This is a genomic window from Vibrio mediterranei, assembly GCF_013364395.1.
Classification (GTDB): Bacteria; Pseudomonadota; Gammaproteobacteria; order Enterobacterales; family Vibrionaceae; genus Vibrio; species Vibrio mediterranei.
Window position 1 is genome coordinate 737826 of record NZ_JABXGK010000008.1, and the last position, 18631, is coordinate 756456.

Annotated in this window: 16 protein-coding genes; 12 read left to right on the forward strand and 4 right to left on the reverse strand. The window is 45.4% G+C overall.

Going from position 1 to position 18631, the window contains the following annotated elements; translation table 11 throughout:
• Positions 1-10: 10 nt before the first annotated feature.
• The 6 genes from HOP38_RS20330 to arcC all read left to right on the forward strand — a co-directional run bounded on the left by HOP38_RS20330 (position 11) and on the right by arcC (position 8165).
• Positions 11-1306 carry a nucleobase:cation symporter-2 family protein gene (locus HOP38_RS20330; RefSeq protein ID WP_006073549.1) on the forward strand — a complete coding sequence of 432 codons (1296 nt, stop codon included), beginning with the start codon at positions 11-13 and terminating at the stop codon, positions 1304-1306.
• Between the two features lie 411 nt (positions 1307-1717).
• On the forward strand, positions 1718-2905 hold the full coding sequence (ygeW, locus tag HOP38_RS20335) for a knotted carbamoyltransferase YgeW (RefSeq protein ID WP_006073548.1): 1188 nt from the start codon (positions 1718-1720) through the stop codon (positions 2903-2905).
• Between the two features lie 76 nt (positions 2906-2981).
• On the forward strand, positions 2982-4184 hold the full coding sequence (gene dpaL / locus HOP38_RS20340) for a diaminopropionate ammonia-lyase (RefSeq protein WP_006073546.1): 1203 nt from the start codon (positions 2982-2984) through the stop codon (positions 4182-4184).
• Positions 4185-4284: 100 nt separating this feature from the next.
• Entirely contained in the window at positions 4285-5505 is a 1221-nt protein-coding gene (locus HOP38_RS20345) for a YgeY family selenium metabolism-linked hydrolase (RefSeq protein WP_198558822.1), read from the forward strand.
• A gap of 187 nt (positions 5506-5692) precedes the next feature.
• Positions 5693-7129: a dihydropyrimidinase gene (gene hydA / locus HOP38_RS20350; protein WP_006073542.1), complete on the forward strand. Its 1437-nt coding sequence runs from the start codon at positions 5693-5695 to the stop codon at positions 7127-7129.
• Between the two features lie 94 nt (positions 7130-7223).
• Complete coding sequence (gene arcC, locus HOP38_RS20355; RefSeq protein ID WP_006073540.1) at positions 7224-8165, forward strand: carbamate kinase; 942 nt, start codon at positions 7224-7226, stop codon at positions 8163-8165.
• Positions 8166-8281: 116 nt separating this feature from the next.
• Here the strand turns inward: arcC and HOP38_RS20360 are convergent, their stop codons facing one another.
• The 4 genes from HOP38_RS20360 to HOP38_RS20375 are packed head-to-tail and all read right to left on the reverse strand — an operon-like array spanning position 8282 to position 11550.
• A complete protein-coding gene (locus HOP38_RS20360; protein ID WP_198558823.1) occupies positions 8282-8998 on the reverse strand; it encodes a phosphate ABC transporter ATP-binding protein in 717 nt (238 codons plus the stop codon).
• 1 nt (position 8999) lies between these two features.
• The gene (locus tag HOP38_RS20365) at positions 9000-9860 is read right to left on the reverse strand and encodes a PstA family ABC transporter permease (protein ID WP_198558824.1); all 861 of its coding nucleotides are present in this window, start codon (positions 9858-9860) and stop codon (positions 9000-9002) included.
• Positions 9857-10714: a PstC family ABC transporter permease gene (locus HOP38_RS20370; protein ID WP_198558825.1), complete on the reverse strand. Its 858-nt coding sequence runs from the start codon at positions 10712-10714 to the stop codon at positions 9857-9859. Before HOP38_RS20370 ends, HOP38_RS20365 begins: the two co-directional genes overlap by 4 nt.
• 2 nt (positions 10715-10716) lie before the next feature.
• Positions 10717-11550 (reverse strand): phosphate ABC transporter substrate-binding protein, encoded by an 834-nt coding sequence (locus HOP38_RS20375; RefSeq protein WP_198558826.1) that lies wholly within the window; start codon positions 11548-11550, stop codon positions 10717-10719.
• Between the two features lie 283 nt (positions 11551-11833).
• Here HOP38_RS20375 and HOP38_RS20380 point away from each other — a divergent pair, with 283 nt between their 5' ends.
• The 6 genes from HOP38_RS20380 (at position 11834) to HOP38_RS20405 (ending at position 18585) form a co-directional block, all read left to right on the forward strand.
• A complete protein-coding gene (locus HOP38_RS20380; RefSeq protein WP_198558827.1) occupies positions 11834-12229 on the forward strand; it encodes an ASCH domain-containing protein in 396 nt (131 codons plus the stop codon).
• A 154-nt stretch (positions 12230-12383) separates the two neighbouring features.
• Positions 12384-14882, forward strand: coding sequence for a hybrid sensor histidine kinase/response regulator (locus HOP38_RS20385; protein WP_198558828.1), 2499 nt, complete (start codon positions 12384-12386; stop codon positions 14880-14882).
• A gap of 210 nt (positions 14883-15092) precedes the next feature.
• Positions 15093-16205 (forward strand): NADH:flavin oxidoreductase, encoded by a 1113-nt coding sequence (locus HOP38_RS20390; protein WP_198558829.1) that lies wholly within the window; start codon positions 15093-15095, stop codon positions 16203-16205.
• A gap of 261 nt (positions 16206-16466) precedes the next feature.
• Positions 16467-17111 (forward strand): M91 family zinc metallopeptidase, encoded by a 645-nt coding sequence (locus HOP38_RS20395; RefSeq protein ID WP_006073522.1) that lies wholly within the window; start codon positions 16467-16469, stop codon positions 17109-17111.
• A 188-nt stretch (positions 17112-17299) separates the two neighbouring features.
• Positions 17300-18142 (forward strand): histidinol-phosphatase, encoded by an 843-nt coding sequence (locus HOP38_RS20400; protein ID WP_198558830.1) that lies wholly within the window; start codon positions 17300-17302, stop codon positions 18140-18142.
• Positions 18143-18321: 179 nt separating this feature from the next.
• Positions 18322-18585: a hypothetical protein gene (locus HOP38_RS20405; RefSeq protein WP_006073519.1), complete on the forward strand. Its 264-nt coding sequence runs from the start codon at positions 18322-18324 to the stop codon at positions 18583-18585.
• Positions 18586-18631: the final 46 nt, after the last annotated feature.

Here is an 18631-nt window from a genome sequence, read left to right on the forward strand (position 1 = left end):
AGGAAGCAGTATGGAACTCCTCTATGAACTAGACGAAAAACCCCCGTATGGCGTTACCTTATTTCTCGCAGTACAGCACATGTTGGCATCAATAGGAGGTATTGTCGCAGTGCCGCTTATAGCGGGAAGCGCGATTGGCTTGCCGCCTCAAGACATTGTCACGCTAATCAGCGCGTCATTGCTTGTGTCGGGTTTGGTCACTATTGTGCAATGTATTGGTTTTAAGCAGATCGGAATCCGGCTACCTGTCGTTATGGGTTCGAGTTTTGCCTTTATTGGCAGCATTATCGCCATTGGCAAAACCGAAGGGTTGGATGCAGTGCTTGGAGCCGCATTTGTAGGGTCATTTCTGGTGGTAGGTTCAAGCTTTTATATGAGCCATATTCGCAAGCTATTTCCTACTATTGTTAGTGGTGTGGTTGTAACCTTGATTGGTTTGACCATCTTACCTGTAGCAATGAACTGGATTGGTGATGCTCCTCAAGGTCACCCAGAGTTCGCGACGTTGCCGAAAATATTCTTGGCTGCCGCATCGTTAGCCGTGGTGATAGGCGTATCAGTGTTCTGTAAAGGCGTTGTCGCCGCATCGAGTATCATCATTGGATTAGCTGCAGGTTATATGATGGCTATTCCACTGGGTATGGTCGATGTTACTCAAATTGGCGAAGCGAATTGGGTGGCAGCTCCTATGCCTCTGCACTTTGGGATGAGTTTTTCCATCCCAGCTATTATTACCATGAGTTTGGTCTATTTGGTGGTAGTTGCAGAAGCAACAGGAGACTTTATGGCACTGGCGAGCAACTGTCGTGTTGAGCTGAAAGGGAATGACTTGAAAAAAGGACTGTTGGCCGATGGTTTAGGCAGTACCTTTGGTTCGTTCTTCTCAGCCATGCCAGTAGCAAGTTTCAGTCAGAACGTTGGTATCGTCGGCATTAGTGGAGTCGCTAGCCGCTTTGTCGTTGCAGTGACAGGCTGTTTGTTGGTACTTGGTGGTCTATTCCCTAAATTTGCAGCATTAGCGGTGACGGTGCCAAAACCTGTGCTCGGTGGGGTTGGCTTCGTTATGTTCGGTATGATTGCTTACGCGGGTATTCGAATGCTAATGAAAGCCACTGATTCCCGACGCAATGCGATCGTGGTTTGTGTGGCGTTAGCATCAGGTTTGGCGGTTACCTACGAGCCTAATCTACTGCGTCATTTCCCAGAGAGTTTAAAACTTGTTTTCCACTCTGGCATCACCACGGGCACCCTAGCTGCCGTTACGCTAAACCTTATCCTTCCTAAGTCAAAAGCTAGCAAAGAATAACCCTTCTAAGACACTCTTCTCGCCCTGAGAAGAGTGTCTATCACCCAATATCAATATGATACTCACCCTTTTACTATCGCTATCAATTTGGTTTCGGTGCTCTAATCAGACTGATAGTTGAGACTGTCATCGTTTTCATCCCTTCCATTGTCAAACGACGAACCCTTATAAGACGGGGCTTTCAAAGAAATTTCATTCTTTTTTATTTGATACGAATTATTGGCACAGAACTTGGAATATAAGAACCAGTGACAGAAATCTGAAGGCCAGACGATCGGCCAGTTAGGAGTAAATACAAATACAAACAAGAGGGCAAATACGCTTTGTTAGCCTGTTAAATATAAATAGCATGCGAATATTATCTTGAGTTGTATTTTTTATAGTTAATCTAGATGGATAATGGGATAGCAAATGAAAAATATGAATGAACTGATTAAAGAAATTTCTCAACTAGAATCAAAACTTCACGATAAAGACTTTCTATTAACGTGGGAGCAAAGCCCAGAAGAATTAGAAAGAGTATTAAAAACTGCACAAGTACTAAAAACCATGCGTGGTGAAAATATCGCCACTAATGTATTTAAAAACGGCCTAGGCATTTCCTTATTTAGAGACAACTCGACTCGTACTCGCTTTTCTTATGCTTCCGCTATCAACATGTTAGGCCTAGCGCAACAAGATCTTGATGAAGGTAAATCTCAAATCGCTCACGGCGAGACAGTTCGTGAAACTGCGAACATGATTTCTTTCTGTGCTGATGCGATTGGTATTCGTGATGACATGTACTTAGGCGCTGGTAATGCTTACATGCGTGAAGTAGGTGAAGCGTTAGATGATGGTGTTAAAGAAGGCGTACTTCCTCATCGTCCAGCATTGGTTAACCTACAGTGTGATATCGACCACCCAACACAGTCTATGGCTGACCTAGCATGGTTGGAAGAGCACTTCGGTGGCTTAGACCAACTTAAAGGCAAGAAGATAGCGATGACTTGGGCGTACTCGCCGAGTTACGGTAAGCCTCTATCTGTGCCACAAGGAATCATCGGTCTTATGAGCCGTTTCGGTATGGATGTCGTGCTAGCGCACCCTGAAGGCTATGACCTAATTCCTGAAGTGGTTGAAGAAGCGAAGAAAAACGCACAAGAGTCTGGCGGTAGCTTCACTCAAGTAACTTCTATGGAAGAAGCATTCAAAGATGCAGACATCGTTTATCCAAAATCTTGGGCACCTTACAAAGTTATGGGCGAGCGTACTGACCTGCTACGCGCTAATGACCATGATGGACTAAAAGAGCTAGAGAAAGCGTGCTTGGCACAAAACGCACAGCACAAAGACTGGCACTGTACTGAAGAGATGATGAAGCTAACTAAAGGCGGTGAAGCGTTGTACATGCACTGTCTACCGGCAGATATCACAGGCGTGTCTTGTGAAGAAGGTGAAGTAGAAGAGTCTGTATTCGAGAAGTACCGCATTGCAACTTATAAAGAAGCAAGTTGGAAGCCGTATATTATCGCGGCAATGATTCTGAACAGAAAATATCAAGATGTCGCAGGCGTTCTTGATGAGCTACTAAACGAATCAGAAAAAAGAGTTAAATAAAGTACTCCCGTAATATTACACCTCGCCTTTATTCCTTCGAAGGCGAGCGTGTAAATGGATTAAATAAGGTATCGCTATGTCAAAGTTGAATTTTAATATTCATATTGCCGATAACCAGCATTTTAATGGACGCCTCTCCGATCAGTTTTCCATCAGTGAAGCCGAAAAAGCGCGCCGATTTCATTTGCAATTAGATGGCTATCAACCAACACCTCTTCACAATCTAACCCACCTTGCAAAAGAGTTTGGTGTGAAGAACATTCTTGTTAAAGACGAAGCGTATCGCTTTGACCTAAACGCATTCAAAATGTTAGGCGGCGTTTACGCTATCGCACGACTCTTGTGTGATGAATACAAGATGGACATCGACGGTTTCAATTTCGAAACTTTCAAAACTCAAATCAAAACCAAAATGACCTTCGCAACGGCTACTGATGGTAACCACGGTCGTGGTGTCGCTTGGGCGGCGAATCAACTGGGTCAAAACGCAGTTGTCTACATGCCAAAAGGCGCTGCTGATGAGCGCGTTAACAACATTCGTGCCCTTGGCGCAGAGTGCATTGTTACTGATATGAACTACGACGATACCGTAAGACTAGCCATCAAAACCGCTAACGAGCATGGTTGGAAAGTGGTTCAAGACACGGCGTGGGAAGGCTATACCGAGATCCCAACGTGGATCATGCAAGGTTATAGCACCTTGGCAGTGGAAGCCGTTGAACAAATGGTTGAGCTAGGTCTGGATAAACCGACGCACGTGTTCTTACAAGCGGGTGTAGGCGCAATGGCTGGTGGTGTATTGGGCTATCTGGCTGAATATTGTGGCCCAGGTCAGCTTCGCTCAGTCGTTGTTGAACCAAACCAAGCAGACTGTATTTATCGTTCAGGTATTGCTGAGACTGGCGACATGGTCAACGTAGATGGCGATCTGGCCACCATCATGGTTGGTCTAGCTTGTGGCGAACCAAACCCATTGGGATGGGAAGTACTTAAAAACTGTGCCACTCAGTTTGTTTCCTGCGAAGACCGTGTAGCTGCGTTTGGTATGCGCGTATTGGGTAACCCGCTAAGTGGTGACCCTGCGGTTATCTCTGGTGAGTCCGGTGCGGTTGGTTTGGGTCTATTGGCAGCGGTGGAATACAGCCGTGAAAAAGAGAGCCTAAAAGAGCATTTAGCGCTTAATAAAGATTCTGTTGTTTTGGTTATTAACACCGAAGGCGACACAGATCCTGTGCACTATCGCGAAGTCGTTTGGCAAGGTAAGCACGCGACAATCTAAAACAACGCAGAAAAAGTGACAAAGAAAGATTAGTAATTTCAAGCATTAACATTCCCGGTGGGGCAAGGCTCCATTGGGAACAGAATTTGGAGTAGTAACAATGACTGTAAGTATCCCTTTTGCAACCGTATTGGAAAAAGCGCAAGAATACAAAGCTGATATGTCTCGTTTCCTTCGCGATATGATTGCGATTCCAAGCGAAAGTTGCGACGAAGAAAAAGTCGTTCTTCGCATCAAAGAAGAAATGGAAAAAGTAGGTTTTGACCGCGTCGACATCGACCCAATGGGTAACGTATTAGGTTGGATTGGTAACGGTCCTACACTGATCGCAATGGACGCACACATCGATACAGTAGGTGTGGGTAACCTAGACAACTGGAGCTTTGACCCATACGAAGGTATGGAAGACGATGAAGTTATCGGTGGTCGTGGTGCATCAGACCAAGAAGGCGGCATGGCGTCTATGGTTTATGCAGGTAAGATCATCAAAGACTTGGGCCTAGAAGACGAGTACACATTGCTTGTGACTGGTACGGTTCAAGAAGAAGATTGTGACGGCCTATGCTGGCAGTACATCATTGAAGAAAGCGATATTCGCCCTGAATTCGTTGTGTCTACTGAGCCTACAGATTGCCAAATTTACCGTGGTCAACGTGGCCGTATGGAAATCCGTGTCGACGTATCTGGTATTAGCTGCCACGGCTCTGCACCTGAGCGTGGTGATAACGCTATCTTCAAAATGGGCCACATTCTTAACGATATCGAGAAATTGGCTGGCAACCTTGGCGACGACCCATTCTTGGGTAAAGGTACGCTAACTGTGTCTGAAGTGTTCTTTACTTCACCAAGCCGCTGTGCGGTAGCAGATAGCTGTGCAGTATCTATCGATAGACGTATCACTTGGGGTGAAACTTGGGAAGGCGCAATCGAAGAGATTCAAAACCTACCTGCAGTTCAGAAGTATGGCGCGAAAGTGTCTATGTACAACTATGACCGTCCTGCTTACACCGGTTTGGTTTACCCAACAGAGTGTTACTTCCCAGCATGGAAGATCGACGAAGACCACATTGCAACTAAGACTCTAGAAGCATCTTACGAGCTACTATTCGACAAAAAACCACTTGTCGACAAATGGACGTTCTCTACTAACGGCGTATCTATCATGGGTCGTTACGGCATTCCAGTTATCGGCTTTGGCCCAGGTAAAGAGCCAGAAGCTCATGCGCCAAACGAGAAAACTTGGAAAGAGCATTTGGTGACTTGTGCTGCAATGTACGCGGTTATCCCTCAAATGTATCTAGAGAAAAAACGCAATCAATAAGGTAGTACCACGCGCTAACACATTGAGTTGTAACAGTTAGCGCGTGACGACTCACGTCGTTCTCCATCCTAGAGTGCCAACTTGTGTCTGCCTGAAGTTGGCGGAGTCCGCTCTAGGATGGGATTTTCCGTCACAGCTTATCGCGACTCCTTTATCTTGATGCGACATGTAACTTTCCGGTGATCTTATGACTTTTGAACAATTCAACAATATCGAATCCCTTCTCGATAATTCATCGTCGCCATTGCTGATTCAAAATGGCACTGTGGTTGACCATGCTGAAATTCGTAAAGCCGATGTTTTGGTCATTGATGGAAAGATTGAGCAAGTCGCTGAAAACCTAAAGCCCGTGAGTGAAGATACTCGCGTGGTGGATGCAACAGGGTTGTACGTCATGCCAGGCGGTATTGACGTACATACCCACTTCAACATTGATGCAGGAATCACTCGAAGCTGTGATGACTTTTTTACTGGCACCAGAGCGGCTGCTTGTGGCGGCACGACGATGATCATCGATCATATGGGCTTTGGTCCAAAAGGCTGTGATTTGTTCCATCAACTGGATGTTTACCATGGTTACGCGGCTGATAAAGCGGTAATTGACTACAGTTTCCATGGCGTTATTCAGCACATTGATGACCAGATTTTGGAGCAGATGCATGCCATGGTACATGAGCGCGGTATTCCGAGCTTCAAACTGTACCTCACGTACTCTTACAAGTTGGATGATTGTTCGGTCCTTAAAGCGTTAACGCAATTGAAAAAAGTTGGCGCACTAACAACGGTTCACCCAGAGAACGATGCAGCACTGTCACTGAAACGCAAACAGTTCATAGAGCAGGGCAAAGTAGAAGCGAAATATCATGCGCTAAGTCGTCCGCTAGAATGCGAAGCGGAAGCGATTGCAAGAGTGATCAACCTTGCCAAGCTTGCTGATTCTGCGCCGCTCTACATCGTCCATCTCTCTAACGGTCTAGGATTGGATTACACCCGCCTCGCAAGAGAGAACAACCAGCCAGTGTGGGTTGAAACTTGCCCACAATACTTGGTGTTGAACAATGACCGTTACGAACGTGAAGACGCGCTGAAATACGTGCTAAGTCCACCATTAAGAGACAAAGCGGAAAGCGAAAAACTCTGGAAAGGCTTAGCGGACGGTTCGATTGATACTGTCGCGACTGATCACTGCTCGTTTACGTATGCAGAACAAAAACAGCTAGGCGCAAAAGATTTTACCAAAACACCAAACGGCATTCCTGGCGTCGAAACTCGTATGCCTCTGATGTTCTCAGAAGGTGTCATAGCCGGACGAATTACCCCCAATCAGTTCGTGTCTCTAACCAGTTATGAGCCTGCCAAATTGTTTGGTCTCTATCCACAAAAAGGCCATCTAGGCTGTGGCGCGGATGCCGATTTGGTGTTGTTTGACCCGAACAAGAAACAAACTATCAGACACGATAGCTTACATGACAATGCAGACTACACGCCTTACGAGTCCATTGCGTGTCAAGGTTGGCCACTCATGACGTTCAGCCGAGGTAAGTTAGTTGCGTACGATGGTGAATTTACCGGAGAAGCGGGGGACGGGCAGTTTATTCACCGTCAACCTTTCTCAGCAGAATAACGACAGAAACAACTCAAATAACACACGATTTATTACTTATACAGAATGTGGAGGCCGAGCACAGCGAATGATCGGCGTCTTTCAAGGAGTCCCTATGAACGCAAGCAAAACAAACAAAAGCACTGTAGTGGTTGCCCTCGGTGGTAACGCACTATTAAGACGTGGCGATGAGCCAAGTTTCGCTAACCAACTCGACAACATCAAAATTGCCGCCAAAGCGATCGCTGAAATTGCCAAAGAATACCGCGTGGTGATTGTTCACGGTAACGGCCCTCAAGTCGGTCTGTTAGCATTGCAAAACCTAGCGTACGACAAAGTATCACCTTATCCATTGGATGTATTGGGCGCAGAAAGTGAAGGCATGATCGGCTACATGCTAGCTCAAGAGCTACAAAACAAATTGCCTGAAAGAGACGTCACTACGCTACTAACTCGTATCGAAGTCGACTGTGATGACCCAAGTATTTCCGATCCAACTAAGTTTGTGGGTCCAGTTTACGATGAAGCAGAAGGCCGCGCGTTAGCCGAGAAGAACGCATGGACGATGAAGCGTGATGGCGAATACTGGCGTCGAGTGGTGCCTTCACCACTTCCGAAAAACATCATCGACAAACACTCTATTGATACCTTGCTAGAAGCTGGACAGGTTGTCATCGCTTGTGGCGGCGGTGGTATCCCAGTATGTAAATGCGAATCTGGCTTCAAAGGTGTTGAAGGCGTGATTGATAAAGACTTAGCCGCAACCTTGTTAGCGAAACAGCTAGGGGCAGAGAAGCTACTTATCCTAACTGACGCACCAGCTGTGTTCCTAAACTGGGGTAAAGAGAACCAACAAGCACTGCGCAGTGTGGGCCCAAGTGAGTTGAAACAATACCAATTCCCAGCAGGTAGCATGGGACCAAAAGTGGATGCGGTTGTGGACTTCGCAGAGTTTGGTGGCAGAGCCTATATCGGTGCACTTGATGAGAGCTTAGATGTACTGGCTGAAAATTGCGGAACGTGTGTATCGCTAGATTTTGAGGCGGTTCCGGCTTAAACGATTTAACTTAACCCACTCAGGCCGTGTTTGTTTTACGGCCTGTTTTTTTTTCCTTACTTTTATTCGATACCTTCTTTTTATTCAATACATTAGTTCACTTCGTGACGACCTTATTAACGTGTGAACACTTTTCCTGAAACAAAATGGCTAACTCGATTAGCCAGCTTTTCCGTTTGTTTGGCTGAGTGAGACACCATGATAATGGTGTAACGCTTGGCTAATTCGAGAATCAACGCCTCTATTTGCTGCGCCGTGTGTTTATCTAATGACGCGGTAGGCTCATCAAGTAATAAAATTTCTGGCTCCAAAGCCAACGTTCTCGCCAAACAAAGCCGTTGCTGCTGTCCTCCCGATAGCGAAGCAGCATGATCACTCAAGCGATCACTGACTTCCTCCCAAAGAGCTGCTTGTTTGAGTGCGGTTTGGGCGATTTGATGTGCCTTTTGTCCAGTGACTGAGTTAACTACTCTCAATGGAAGCAACAGATTATCGAGAATTGAACCCGGCAACAGTTGAGGATGTTGAAATACCATACCGACTTTTTGCCTAAGGTGGGGAAGTTGGTGTTCAGGCATTTTCTGAACACAATGTTGAGTATCATTTAGTGTAAGTTTGATATCACCTGTAGTTTTACACTCGGCAAAACAGTCATTGAGGCGATTCAGAGCGCGTAAAAAAGTGGTTTTTCCAGAGCCAGAAGCACCAGTAAGCACATGGGTCTGGTGTCGATAAAAATCTATATTGGCGTTGCTGACAACTTGATTGGAGCCAAAGGCGATGGTCAAATTTGAGACTGAACCAGCAAGCGGTGAAGAGGGTTGAAAGCTCATGTTAGGCTCTCCTTATCGATTTACGCTGAGTGAGTCCTGCTAACGAAAACAAGCTGGCAGTTAGACAAAGTAAGGTAAACGCTGCACCGAACGCCATATGTAGTTCAGTCTCACTTTGATATTGCGCACTGTAGTAAAAAATGGTGAAAGGTAGCGCTTCGTAGCGTTCAAAAATACCACCGGGCAATCCAGCGTTGGCAACTGCCCCAGTTAACATAATGACTGCTGTGTCTTCGGCGGCTCTGCCTATGGCGAGCATAATGCCTCCGATAATGCCGCTTTTCGCTTGTGGTAACAAAACGGTTCGTAACGCCTGCCACTGCGACATCCCCAAAGAAAGAGCTGTGACGTTGAGTGATGACGGAAGAGCTTGTAAAGCCGTTCGTGTAGCAACGGCCAAATAAGGGATGATTAACATGGCGATGCATAGTGCGGATAACAGCAAACAAGCATTGGCAGAGGGTAAAAACCAATGCCTCAAAGAGAGAATCAGAGTAAAACCAAATAGCCCCATCAAAATAGACGGAATGCCTGCAAGAATATCGATGCCAATCGCAAGGCAACGTTTTAAGAACGAAGGTTTACTCATCGCGAGCCAAATTCCGGTAGCGAGTCCAGGCAAAAGGGCTAGTGTTAGCGCCAATAAGATGACCGACAGTGTTCCAACGCACGCGGGCCATATACCATCCCAGATAGGTTCCCGACCTAACATGGCATCAATGGGTGATGCATCACCAAAAAACAGCTCAGTACTTATCGTTGGTGCACCGCGATAAATAATAAAGCCGATAAAAACACTCAAAGCCGCGAGTAACAGTAACGTGCACAGCACACTCCAGAGATGGAATAAGCGAGCTTTCATCCGTTTATTCCTCCATCAGTTGAGTGAGTCAGTTTGCGAATCAGTACAGTAACGCAAACGCTAATAGTGAGTAGAAGTAGGCCCGCAGCAAATAACGAATTGTACATAGCACTGCTATTTTCGGTGGCGAGAACCAAGCCAATATGAGCGGTGAGGGTGCGAACAGAATCTAAAATACTTCCTGTGATTTGTGGCGCATTGCCTGCCAACATCAGTGGTAATAGAGTGTCTCCAATCGCTCGGTTAAACCCTAACAAGGCGGCGCTTGCTACGGCGTGCATTGAGTTTGGTACGATGACGTGGGCAATCATTTGACTGTCGGTCATGCCAAGAGAACAAGAGGTTAATCGTAAATGCTGCGTCAAGGCTTGAAACCGAGAGTCCAACATCATGATCATGACGGGTAAGATCAGCAGCACCATCATCAACATAACAGCAAGCAAGGAAAAGCCGGAACCACTACGAAAGGTCTCTCTTAATAGTGGAACCAACAAGAAAACCGCGGCTAAACCGTAGACCACAGTCGGAATGCCAGCCATTAGCCTGACTAAGCGGCGAATCCAAATAGCGATAGGTTGGTAACGGCTATATTGGCAGAAACTGGCAATGCCAAGAGCAAAAGGGAAGGCAACTAAACTGGCTGTAATAGCAAGAACACCAGAGCCGAATACCATGGGGAAAATGCCATACTGTCCTTGATCGGGTTGCCATTGAAGAGAAAAGACGGCGACGCTTGGGTCAGTAACAACAGGCAATGCAAACCAAATCAGAAAACCAAACAACAATGACATCAAAACGAGCACTACCATCACTAGGGAAAGTATTACTCGTTCTGGTGCAACCAAATGGCGCATGGTTAACGCTTGCTTAATGGGATATAACCAGATGCGCTAATGTACTCTGCGCCTTGAGGACTATAAATAAAGTCAACAAACTCGCTGACTAAACCTTGAGGTTCACCTTTGGTGTTCATATACAATTTGCGGACGATTTTGTATTCGCCAGATGCACAAGCTTCGTTGGTTGGGTGGACACCATCGAGCGCAGGGGCTTTCACTGTGTCATCGATGTAACCAACACTGCTATAGCCAATGGCGCCAGAGTCACGGGCAATGGCGGTTTTCATGGCACCATTTGATGGGATAACGTTGGCGTTCGTTACGATAGCAGTACTGTTGAGCATCTTTTTAAAGAATACCGCGCGTGTGCCACTGGCTTCATCGCGGGTAAAAAGGTTAATAGAACGGTCTTCACCACCCAGCGCTTTCCAGTTGGTGATTTTTCCAGAATAAATGTCGATAACTTGCTGTTGGGTTAGATCTTTAACGGGGTTCTCTGGATTAACGATGATAGCCACACCATCTATCGCAAAAGGAAATGTGACCAAACCCTGCTCAGCTTCACTAGGTTTTAATGCGCGACCGGTGTTGCCGATATCAACTAAACCTTTGGCAACCTGCTGTGCCCCAACACCAGAACCACCTCCAGCGATGGTGATACGAATATCAGGGTTGGATTTCATAATCGCGCGCGATGCGAGTTTCATTACGGGAATATGTGCGGTGCCGCCCGCAATATTAATGGTGCCTGATTGGCCAGCAAATGTATCGGTATCTGCGGCCTGACTAATGACTGGAATAAAGCACAGACTGCAGGCTAACAGTCTGATGAAACCAGTTTTAAAACGCATAACTACTCCTTTGTCTTAATCGAAAACATAAGGGACGAATCACGGAATGTATTCGGTGTAAATCATGTCAAATTAGCCAATCTAGATTACGCCTAATCATTTTCGAAAACTATGTGACTGCTAGACAGAAGTGACGATTAGTGTTTGATTTAAATCATAAATGTTTATGATTTAAGGTTGGTTTGGACTTTATTCGAGAAATGTCTTGATAAGGAAGGATGGCTTTAAATAATTACACCTTCTATCTTAACGTTAAAAGGCCAAAAGACAGTATGAGAGCCCAATGACTGAATACCCATTAGAGATTTATCAATCACCGTTAGACGCTATACGTTCTGGTGTTAAGAAAGTAGAGATTCGAACCAATAATAGCTATGAAGCGATTGAATACGACAAACTAATGCCGGGAGACAGGATCGCATTTCAGGTGATTTCCGGCCCTCCTTTTGTTGGTTTGGATGTCATTAAGCCAAATGCGTTAATCGTAGAAGTAGTCGAAGTACGTCAATATCCCGATCCAAGAGCACTATTGACGAGTGAAGGTATGCAAGTCCTCTCCAAGCTGTGCAATACCATTGAAGAAGGGATAGAAATGTTATACAGCTTCCATGAATATAAAGAAATGATACCTCAGCATGGCATCTTTGCTATCGAGATTCGTATCGTTGAAGACGAGTAAACCCTGCTGATAGAGAACAAGAAAACTGAGTAGCGAGACTCAGTTTTCTTTTGCTAATTCAGATTATTAGTTATTACAGTCCTTTCGATTTTCTAACAATCCAATTTTCCTATCCTAGACTAAAGATAATTACCTCAGTAGCGATAGGTTGATTATGCCGAGTCTCAATCGATGGTTCGATGACATCTCAATTACCAAGAAGCTATTACTCAGCTTTTCTGTGCCTGTTTTGTTGATGCTTGCCGTTTCTGTAGCCGTGTTTCAAAACACTCAATCTATGGAGGAGGACGCTCGTTGGGTTGAGCACACACACAAAGCTATTGGTCGCGCGCAGGAACTGCTGAGCCTCACGGTGGATATGGAGACGGGTAAACGAGGCTTTTTGCTCACCGGTGACGAAGTGTTTCTTGAACCTTTTCATTTATCGTTAGAGGTGTGGGATAAAAAAATCACTACCTTGTCTAAACAGGTGAGTGATAACCCCGTTCAAGTCGAACGACTCACCAGAATCAATACTTTGCATAATACTTGGCTCAGAGACATTGCAGATAAAGCCATTATTCAAAGACGTCTGTTGGAGAACGGACTAGCAAAGCAAGACAGCATCGAAGACCTTTCACAACAGAAAGAAGGTAAACGTATTATTGATGAAATACGTGGGGAATTTGCAACGTTTATTCAAATAGAGCAAGAGCTTATCACCATTCGCAGTATGGCGTCGTCAAAGTCCGCGAGTCAAACCTCCTTTGTGTTGTTTTTTGGAACCTTGTTTGCAGCACTGATCTCACTTTTTGTGGCGGCATGGAGCTCTAAACGTGTTAAGCAACGTATGGATACATTACTGAGTGCAACCCAACTCGTTGCTAAAGGACAACTTCAAAATGGATTAGAAACACTCAACCGTAGCCGCCATTTAAAAGGAAGAGACGAGTTCGCTATGCTCACATCGAGCTTTAGAGATATGGCGTTCAACTTATTGAAAAATGATCAAAAAATGAAGGAGTACAACCAGAAGCTTCGTGATGAAAGCGACCGCGCAGAAGCTGCAGCCAAAGCGAAGAGTGAGTTCTTATCAACCATGAGTCATGAAATTAGAACGCCAATGAATGGTGTTATAGGCATGACTAACTTGCTACTTGATACCAAGCTCGACGAGCAGCAAATACGAATGACTGAAACCACCAAAAATAGCGCTGAATCATTGCTTTCTATTATTAACGACATACTCGATTTCTCGAAAATAGAAGCAGGTAAGATTGACTTAGAGTTGATTGATTTTGACTTGGGTGAAGTGGTCGAGGATGTCGGGGCTATGCTCTATTTTGCGGCAGAACAGAAGGGGATTCAGCTGGTATGTCCGGCTACACCTGTGATGGATCTTTGTTACCGAGGGGACCCTGGTCGTATTCGCCAGGTGCTCAACAATTTGGTCAGTAATGCGATTAAGTTTACTGAAGACGGAGAAGTCGCGGTGTACGTGACCGTGGAAGAAAAACGACTCACCGACAGTATACTGAGATTCGAAATACGCGATACCGGTATTGGCATTAGTGAAGAGCAGCAACAAAAGCTGTTCTCGCGTTTCTCGCAAGCAGACAGTTCAACCACTCGAAAATATGGTGGGACGGGTTTGGGGCTTTCCATCAGCAAACGCTTAACGGAAATTATGGGTGGCGAGATCGGTGTCACCAGTGAAACGGGCAAAGGATCGACATTTTGGTTTACAGTTTGTCTGGAAAACTCATCTAAACAGTCCGTGGTCTATTTGCCTACTGGAGACCTGAAAAAACAACGTATCTTAGTGGTGGATGACAACGATACCAACTGCAATTTACTCGAGCAGATCTTCACCCGTTGGGAGATTCCATATCAGGTAGCTAATAGTGGTGAAGAGGCGTTGAGGGTTTTAGCTGATAACCACAAACAACAACAATCCTTCACCATTGCGATTCTCGATTATCAAATGCCGAATATGGACGGGGTCGAGCTAGCCAAACAAATCCAAGATAACCCTGATTACAATGATACTCGCTTGGTGATGTTCTCATCGGTAGTGCAGCGTGGCGATGCGAAGAAAATGCAGAAGGCAGGCTTTAGCGGTTACCTCACCAAACCGATGCAGCAAGCCGACCTGTTGAGTGTGTTAGAAAAAGTATCGGGATTGTCGGGAAGTGATAGAAGCGAAGCGTTTGTGACACGACATACGCCGGCGAAGAAAGCCCAATACAACGCGCGCATTCTTATTGTGGATGATGTCACCACTAACCAAGTCGTGCTGCAATCGCTGCTGTCGAAATTTGGTATCAAAGTCGATAAAGCTAAGAATGGACTTGAGGCACTAGCTGCTCTTAGAACACCTGCCAACTACGACCTTGTCTATATGGATTGCCAAATGCCAGAAATGGATGGCTATGAAGCAACGAGAGAGATAAGAAATACTAAAAATATCAACATCAACCATTCGATTCCTGTTGTTGCAATGACGGCAAACGCACTGCAAGGCGACCGCGAAAAATGCTTAGAAGCAGGGATGGATGACTATATTTCTAAACCTATTAACGCAAAAGCACTTGGTGAGTCGCTGGAACGTTGGATATCTCATTGTCAGATAAACGACGATGATTCCAAATCAGAAAATCGCACTAGCGCTTAGAGTGACAGTGTCACAAAAAAGAGTCAGTCAGGTCGTTGTTTATGGCTGACTGACTTTTTAGTTTCTATTCCAATGAAGTAATCAAACATTCCATTGATTGCACGCCAATATATTAATCTAGATTAAGTTTTACCTCGTCCATTCTCTGTATTATCGCGCCTCGCTTTTGATACCAATAATAAGCATAACAATACATTGAGGAGATTGGAGTTGAGCCACTTGTTCACAGAGAGTCGCATCGGCAATTTGGTGCTGAAAAACCGCTTCATGAGAAGTGCAACTTGGGAAAATATGGCGACAGAAGACGGTCATATGACTGACAAGCTTTACGCCATCTATGAAGAACTTGCCCAAGGTGAGGTTGGTCTAATTGTGACTGGCTATGCCAACATCGTAAAAGAAGAAAAACCCAATGCTGGCATGATGGGGATGTACGATGACTCTTTTATCGACGAGTACCAGAAGCTGACCGATTTGGTTCATCAGCATGATTCGAAGATTGTAATGCAGTTGGCTTACGGCGGCACGAAAACCACGTTTAACGTTGGTGAAAGGGTGATCTTTGCGCCGAGTGATATCCCTGAAATGGGTACGCAAACACAAGGCAAAGCCATGACCCAAGCAGAGATTGACTACATTGTAGATGCCTTTGCTAAAGCAACGTTAAGAGCGAAACAGTCAGGCTTTGATGGGGTAGAACTGCATGCCGCGCATACCTATCTGATTAACCAGTTCTTGAGCCCGTACTATAACCGTCGCGATGATGAGTATGGTGGTAGCTTAGAAAACCGCATGCGATTCTTAGTTGAAATCTATCAAGCTTGCCGCGAGCAAGTTGGTGATGACTTCCCGATTTTGGTGAAACTGACAGCCACTGAGTTTTTTGAAGGCGGTTTAACGTTCGGCGAAACGCGAGTGGTATGTAAAACGCTTGAAGCGATGGGCGTTGATGCGCTGGTTATCTCGGGCAATATCCACGGCAAAGCTAACACTATGGTTGGCGAGACTCACGATGGTTATACCATTCAAGAGGAAGGCTACTTTCATGAATACGGTCATGCGATCAGCCAAGAAGTGAACATTCCTGTGATTACGGTTGGTGGTTTGACGGATATTGCTGCGATTGAATCCATTGCAGAAAATACTGGTATTGAGTACTTCGCACTTTCACGCCCATTGTTGTCAGAGCCTAAGTTGGTTAAGCGTTGGAAACAGGGTGATCGAGCGCCAGTAGAGTGTGAGCGCTGCTCAAAATGTCGTACTAAGCGCGGTAACTTCTGTGTGGTGAATAAGGAAAGAAAAGTTGCGCTTGCCGCTATGTAATCTTACCGCTACGTAACGTCGCTATTTGCTAACCAAGTCGCTGTGTAAACTTAGCCCCAAACAGAATTAGTGTATAGGAGCCAGAATGCCACTGGCTCTTGTCGATATACCAATCTTCATGATCTAGCACGAAAAATTCCATTTTATGCCTACAACCTCTGAATAGTGACTACACTAAGTATTAACTCAATACGATCATCGCAATGATCGGTTCAGGATGAACATTGAGTGAGTAGTCGAGTATTCAAATAGAGGTAAGCTATGGCATTAATTACGCAAGTACTTAATAACTTTCCCGGATTCGCTGTTCAGTACGATCCAAGCAAAAATCCCTTTTTTCGACCAATCATGGAAGAGAACCTAAGAAAACTTAAACAAGTGTCAGCGGGCAAATCGCTGCTCTCTGAAATTCAAGCGGCTAAGCCTGCGGCGCGAGGCTCATTCCCTAACAACATCAACGTCATTTGTGTGCCAACACACCTGAACTTCACTCAAAGTGGCTTTAAGCGTGATGTGCTCTATGACAGCGATGGTCAAGCAAACGTGACGGGCATGACTGCGAGTAATCAAGCAAGGTTTGCTCCTCAAGGTTGTCCGTTCTGGATGGCTGGTGGTAGCCATAACTCCGCCGTTAATCAAACCGCAGCCACTAACGCCACTGGCTCAGTGTGTTATATGCATTTCACTAACGTGCAGGTGATGACGCGCAAAGGTGAAAAAGCGGAACCTTATGTCGTGCTTGCTCACGAGCTCATTCACTCGCTCCATTGCCTTCAAGGCACAAAGATGGATGGGAAAGATGAAGAACTCTGGACAACCGGGTTAGGAAAATATTCCAACAATCCAATGAGTGAAAACTGCTTCCGCCGTCAATTTGGCTTAGCGGAGCGTACTCAGTACTTCTAATCCTTTATTGTTAATCAGTGAGATAAGAGCCGCGGTGTTTACACTGCGGCTTTACTTTTGCGCGCTGGCTCATCATACCCCTTTACAAAATCAACGCTAAACCAAGGCAGTTATCGCTTGCTTGGATGACAACCAGGGTTACTATATCCATAGCTAAAATAAGGATTAACGGGTTTGGAGAGTCAACCATGTTACTAAGCAATTACCATATGCATTGTCATTATTGTGATGGGAAAGGAACACCAAAAGATATGGTGGATAAAGCCGTATCCCTTGGTTTTAAATCAGTAGGCTTTAGCTCCCACGCTCCTTTGCCTTTCGACAACGATTTCTGCATGTTAGCGGAAAACCTAGAGTCCTACGTTGCCGACATTAAACAGCAAAAAGATCGTTCTGACATTGACGTGTATTTAGGATTAGAAATCGACTTTATAGTCGGTTTGACTGCGCCAAGCGATACGAAGTGGGACGCGTATCCCCTCGACTATAAGATTGGGTCGGTTCATACATTAGACGCACCAAACGAGCGTTATTCTATGCTTAGTGTCGATGGCCCACACGATGAATTTAAAGTGTTGTTGGACGAAGTGCACAACGGCAGCGCGCGCTCGATGATTGAAGTCTATTACCAGCGCGTTCGAGAGTTATGCGAAGCTGGTGGGTTTGATATTTTAGGTCATTACGACTTGGTCAAAAAGCACAATAAAGCGCTCGCTTTCTTTGACGAACAAGATAGCTGGTACCAAGAGATCGCCATTGCCACACTAGATGCAGTTGCAAAGGCTGGCGTGATATTGGAGGTCAATTATGGCGGTATGCTGCGCGGCGCGACCGACGATGTTTATCCATCCCCTTGGCTACTTAAGCATGCTAAAGCAAAGAATATCCCAGTACAGATTAACGCCGACGCTCACGCGCCTCATCACTTAGGTGTGCATCACGAGAAGTGTCGAGAAATCCTATTAGAAGCGGGGTATCAACAGCAGCGTATCTTACTTGATGGCAAATGGCAGGATGTGTCCATTCTCTAATAGCAGCGCCGCTTTTAAACCTAACTTTAAAGCCTCAATTGTAAAGTATGTTGTAAAGCGGCTTAGCTCACAGTTATTCCTATTCCGTACTCTGTATTTCGGCTTCGTGAACTCACCCCAATTATGTGCAACGCATTGGCGTTAGGATGAACTCAGATGAAAAGTAGAGTGGTGGTTGTATGACTCTGTCTAGTAAAAACAAAGCCATAACGGCATTGGTTGTCGTTATGATTTCCGCTGCGTTATTGTGGTTTGAACAATTTGGCGTAGTTCCTTTCCTGACTCTGATTATCGGCTTCTTCACTTTTATCATTCAAGTCACGTTACACATTATGGGCTACCACAACGGCGACGTTTTCGAAGCCTACCAAGACGCTGAACGCACCGAAGCCACCGCACTCACTAATCTCATCAAAAACAAAAAAGACTGTGAAAAGCGTTAGCTAAAATCAGTCCCATCTCACCTATGTACGAATAATCGACATTGGT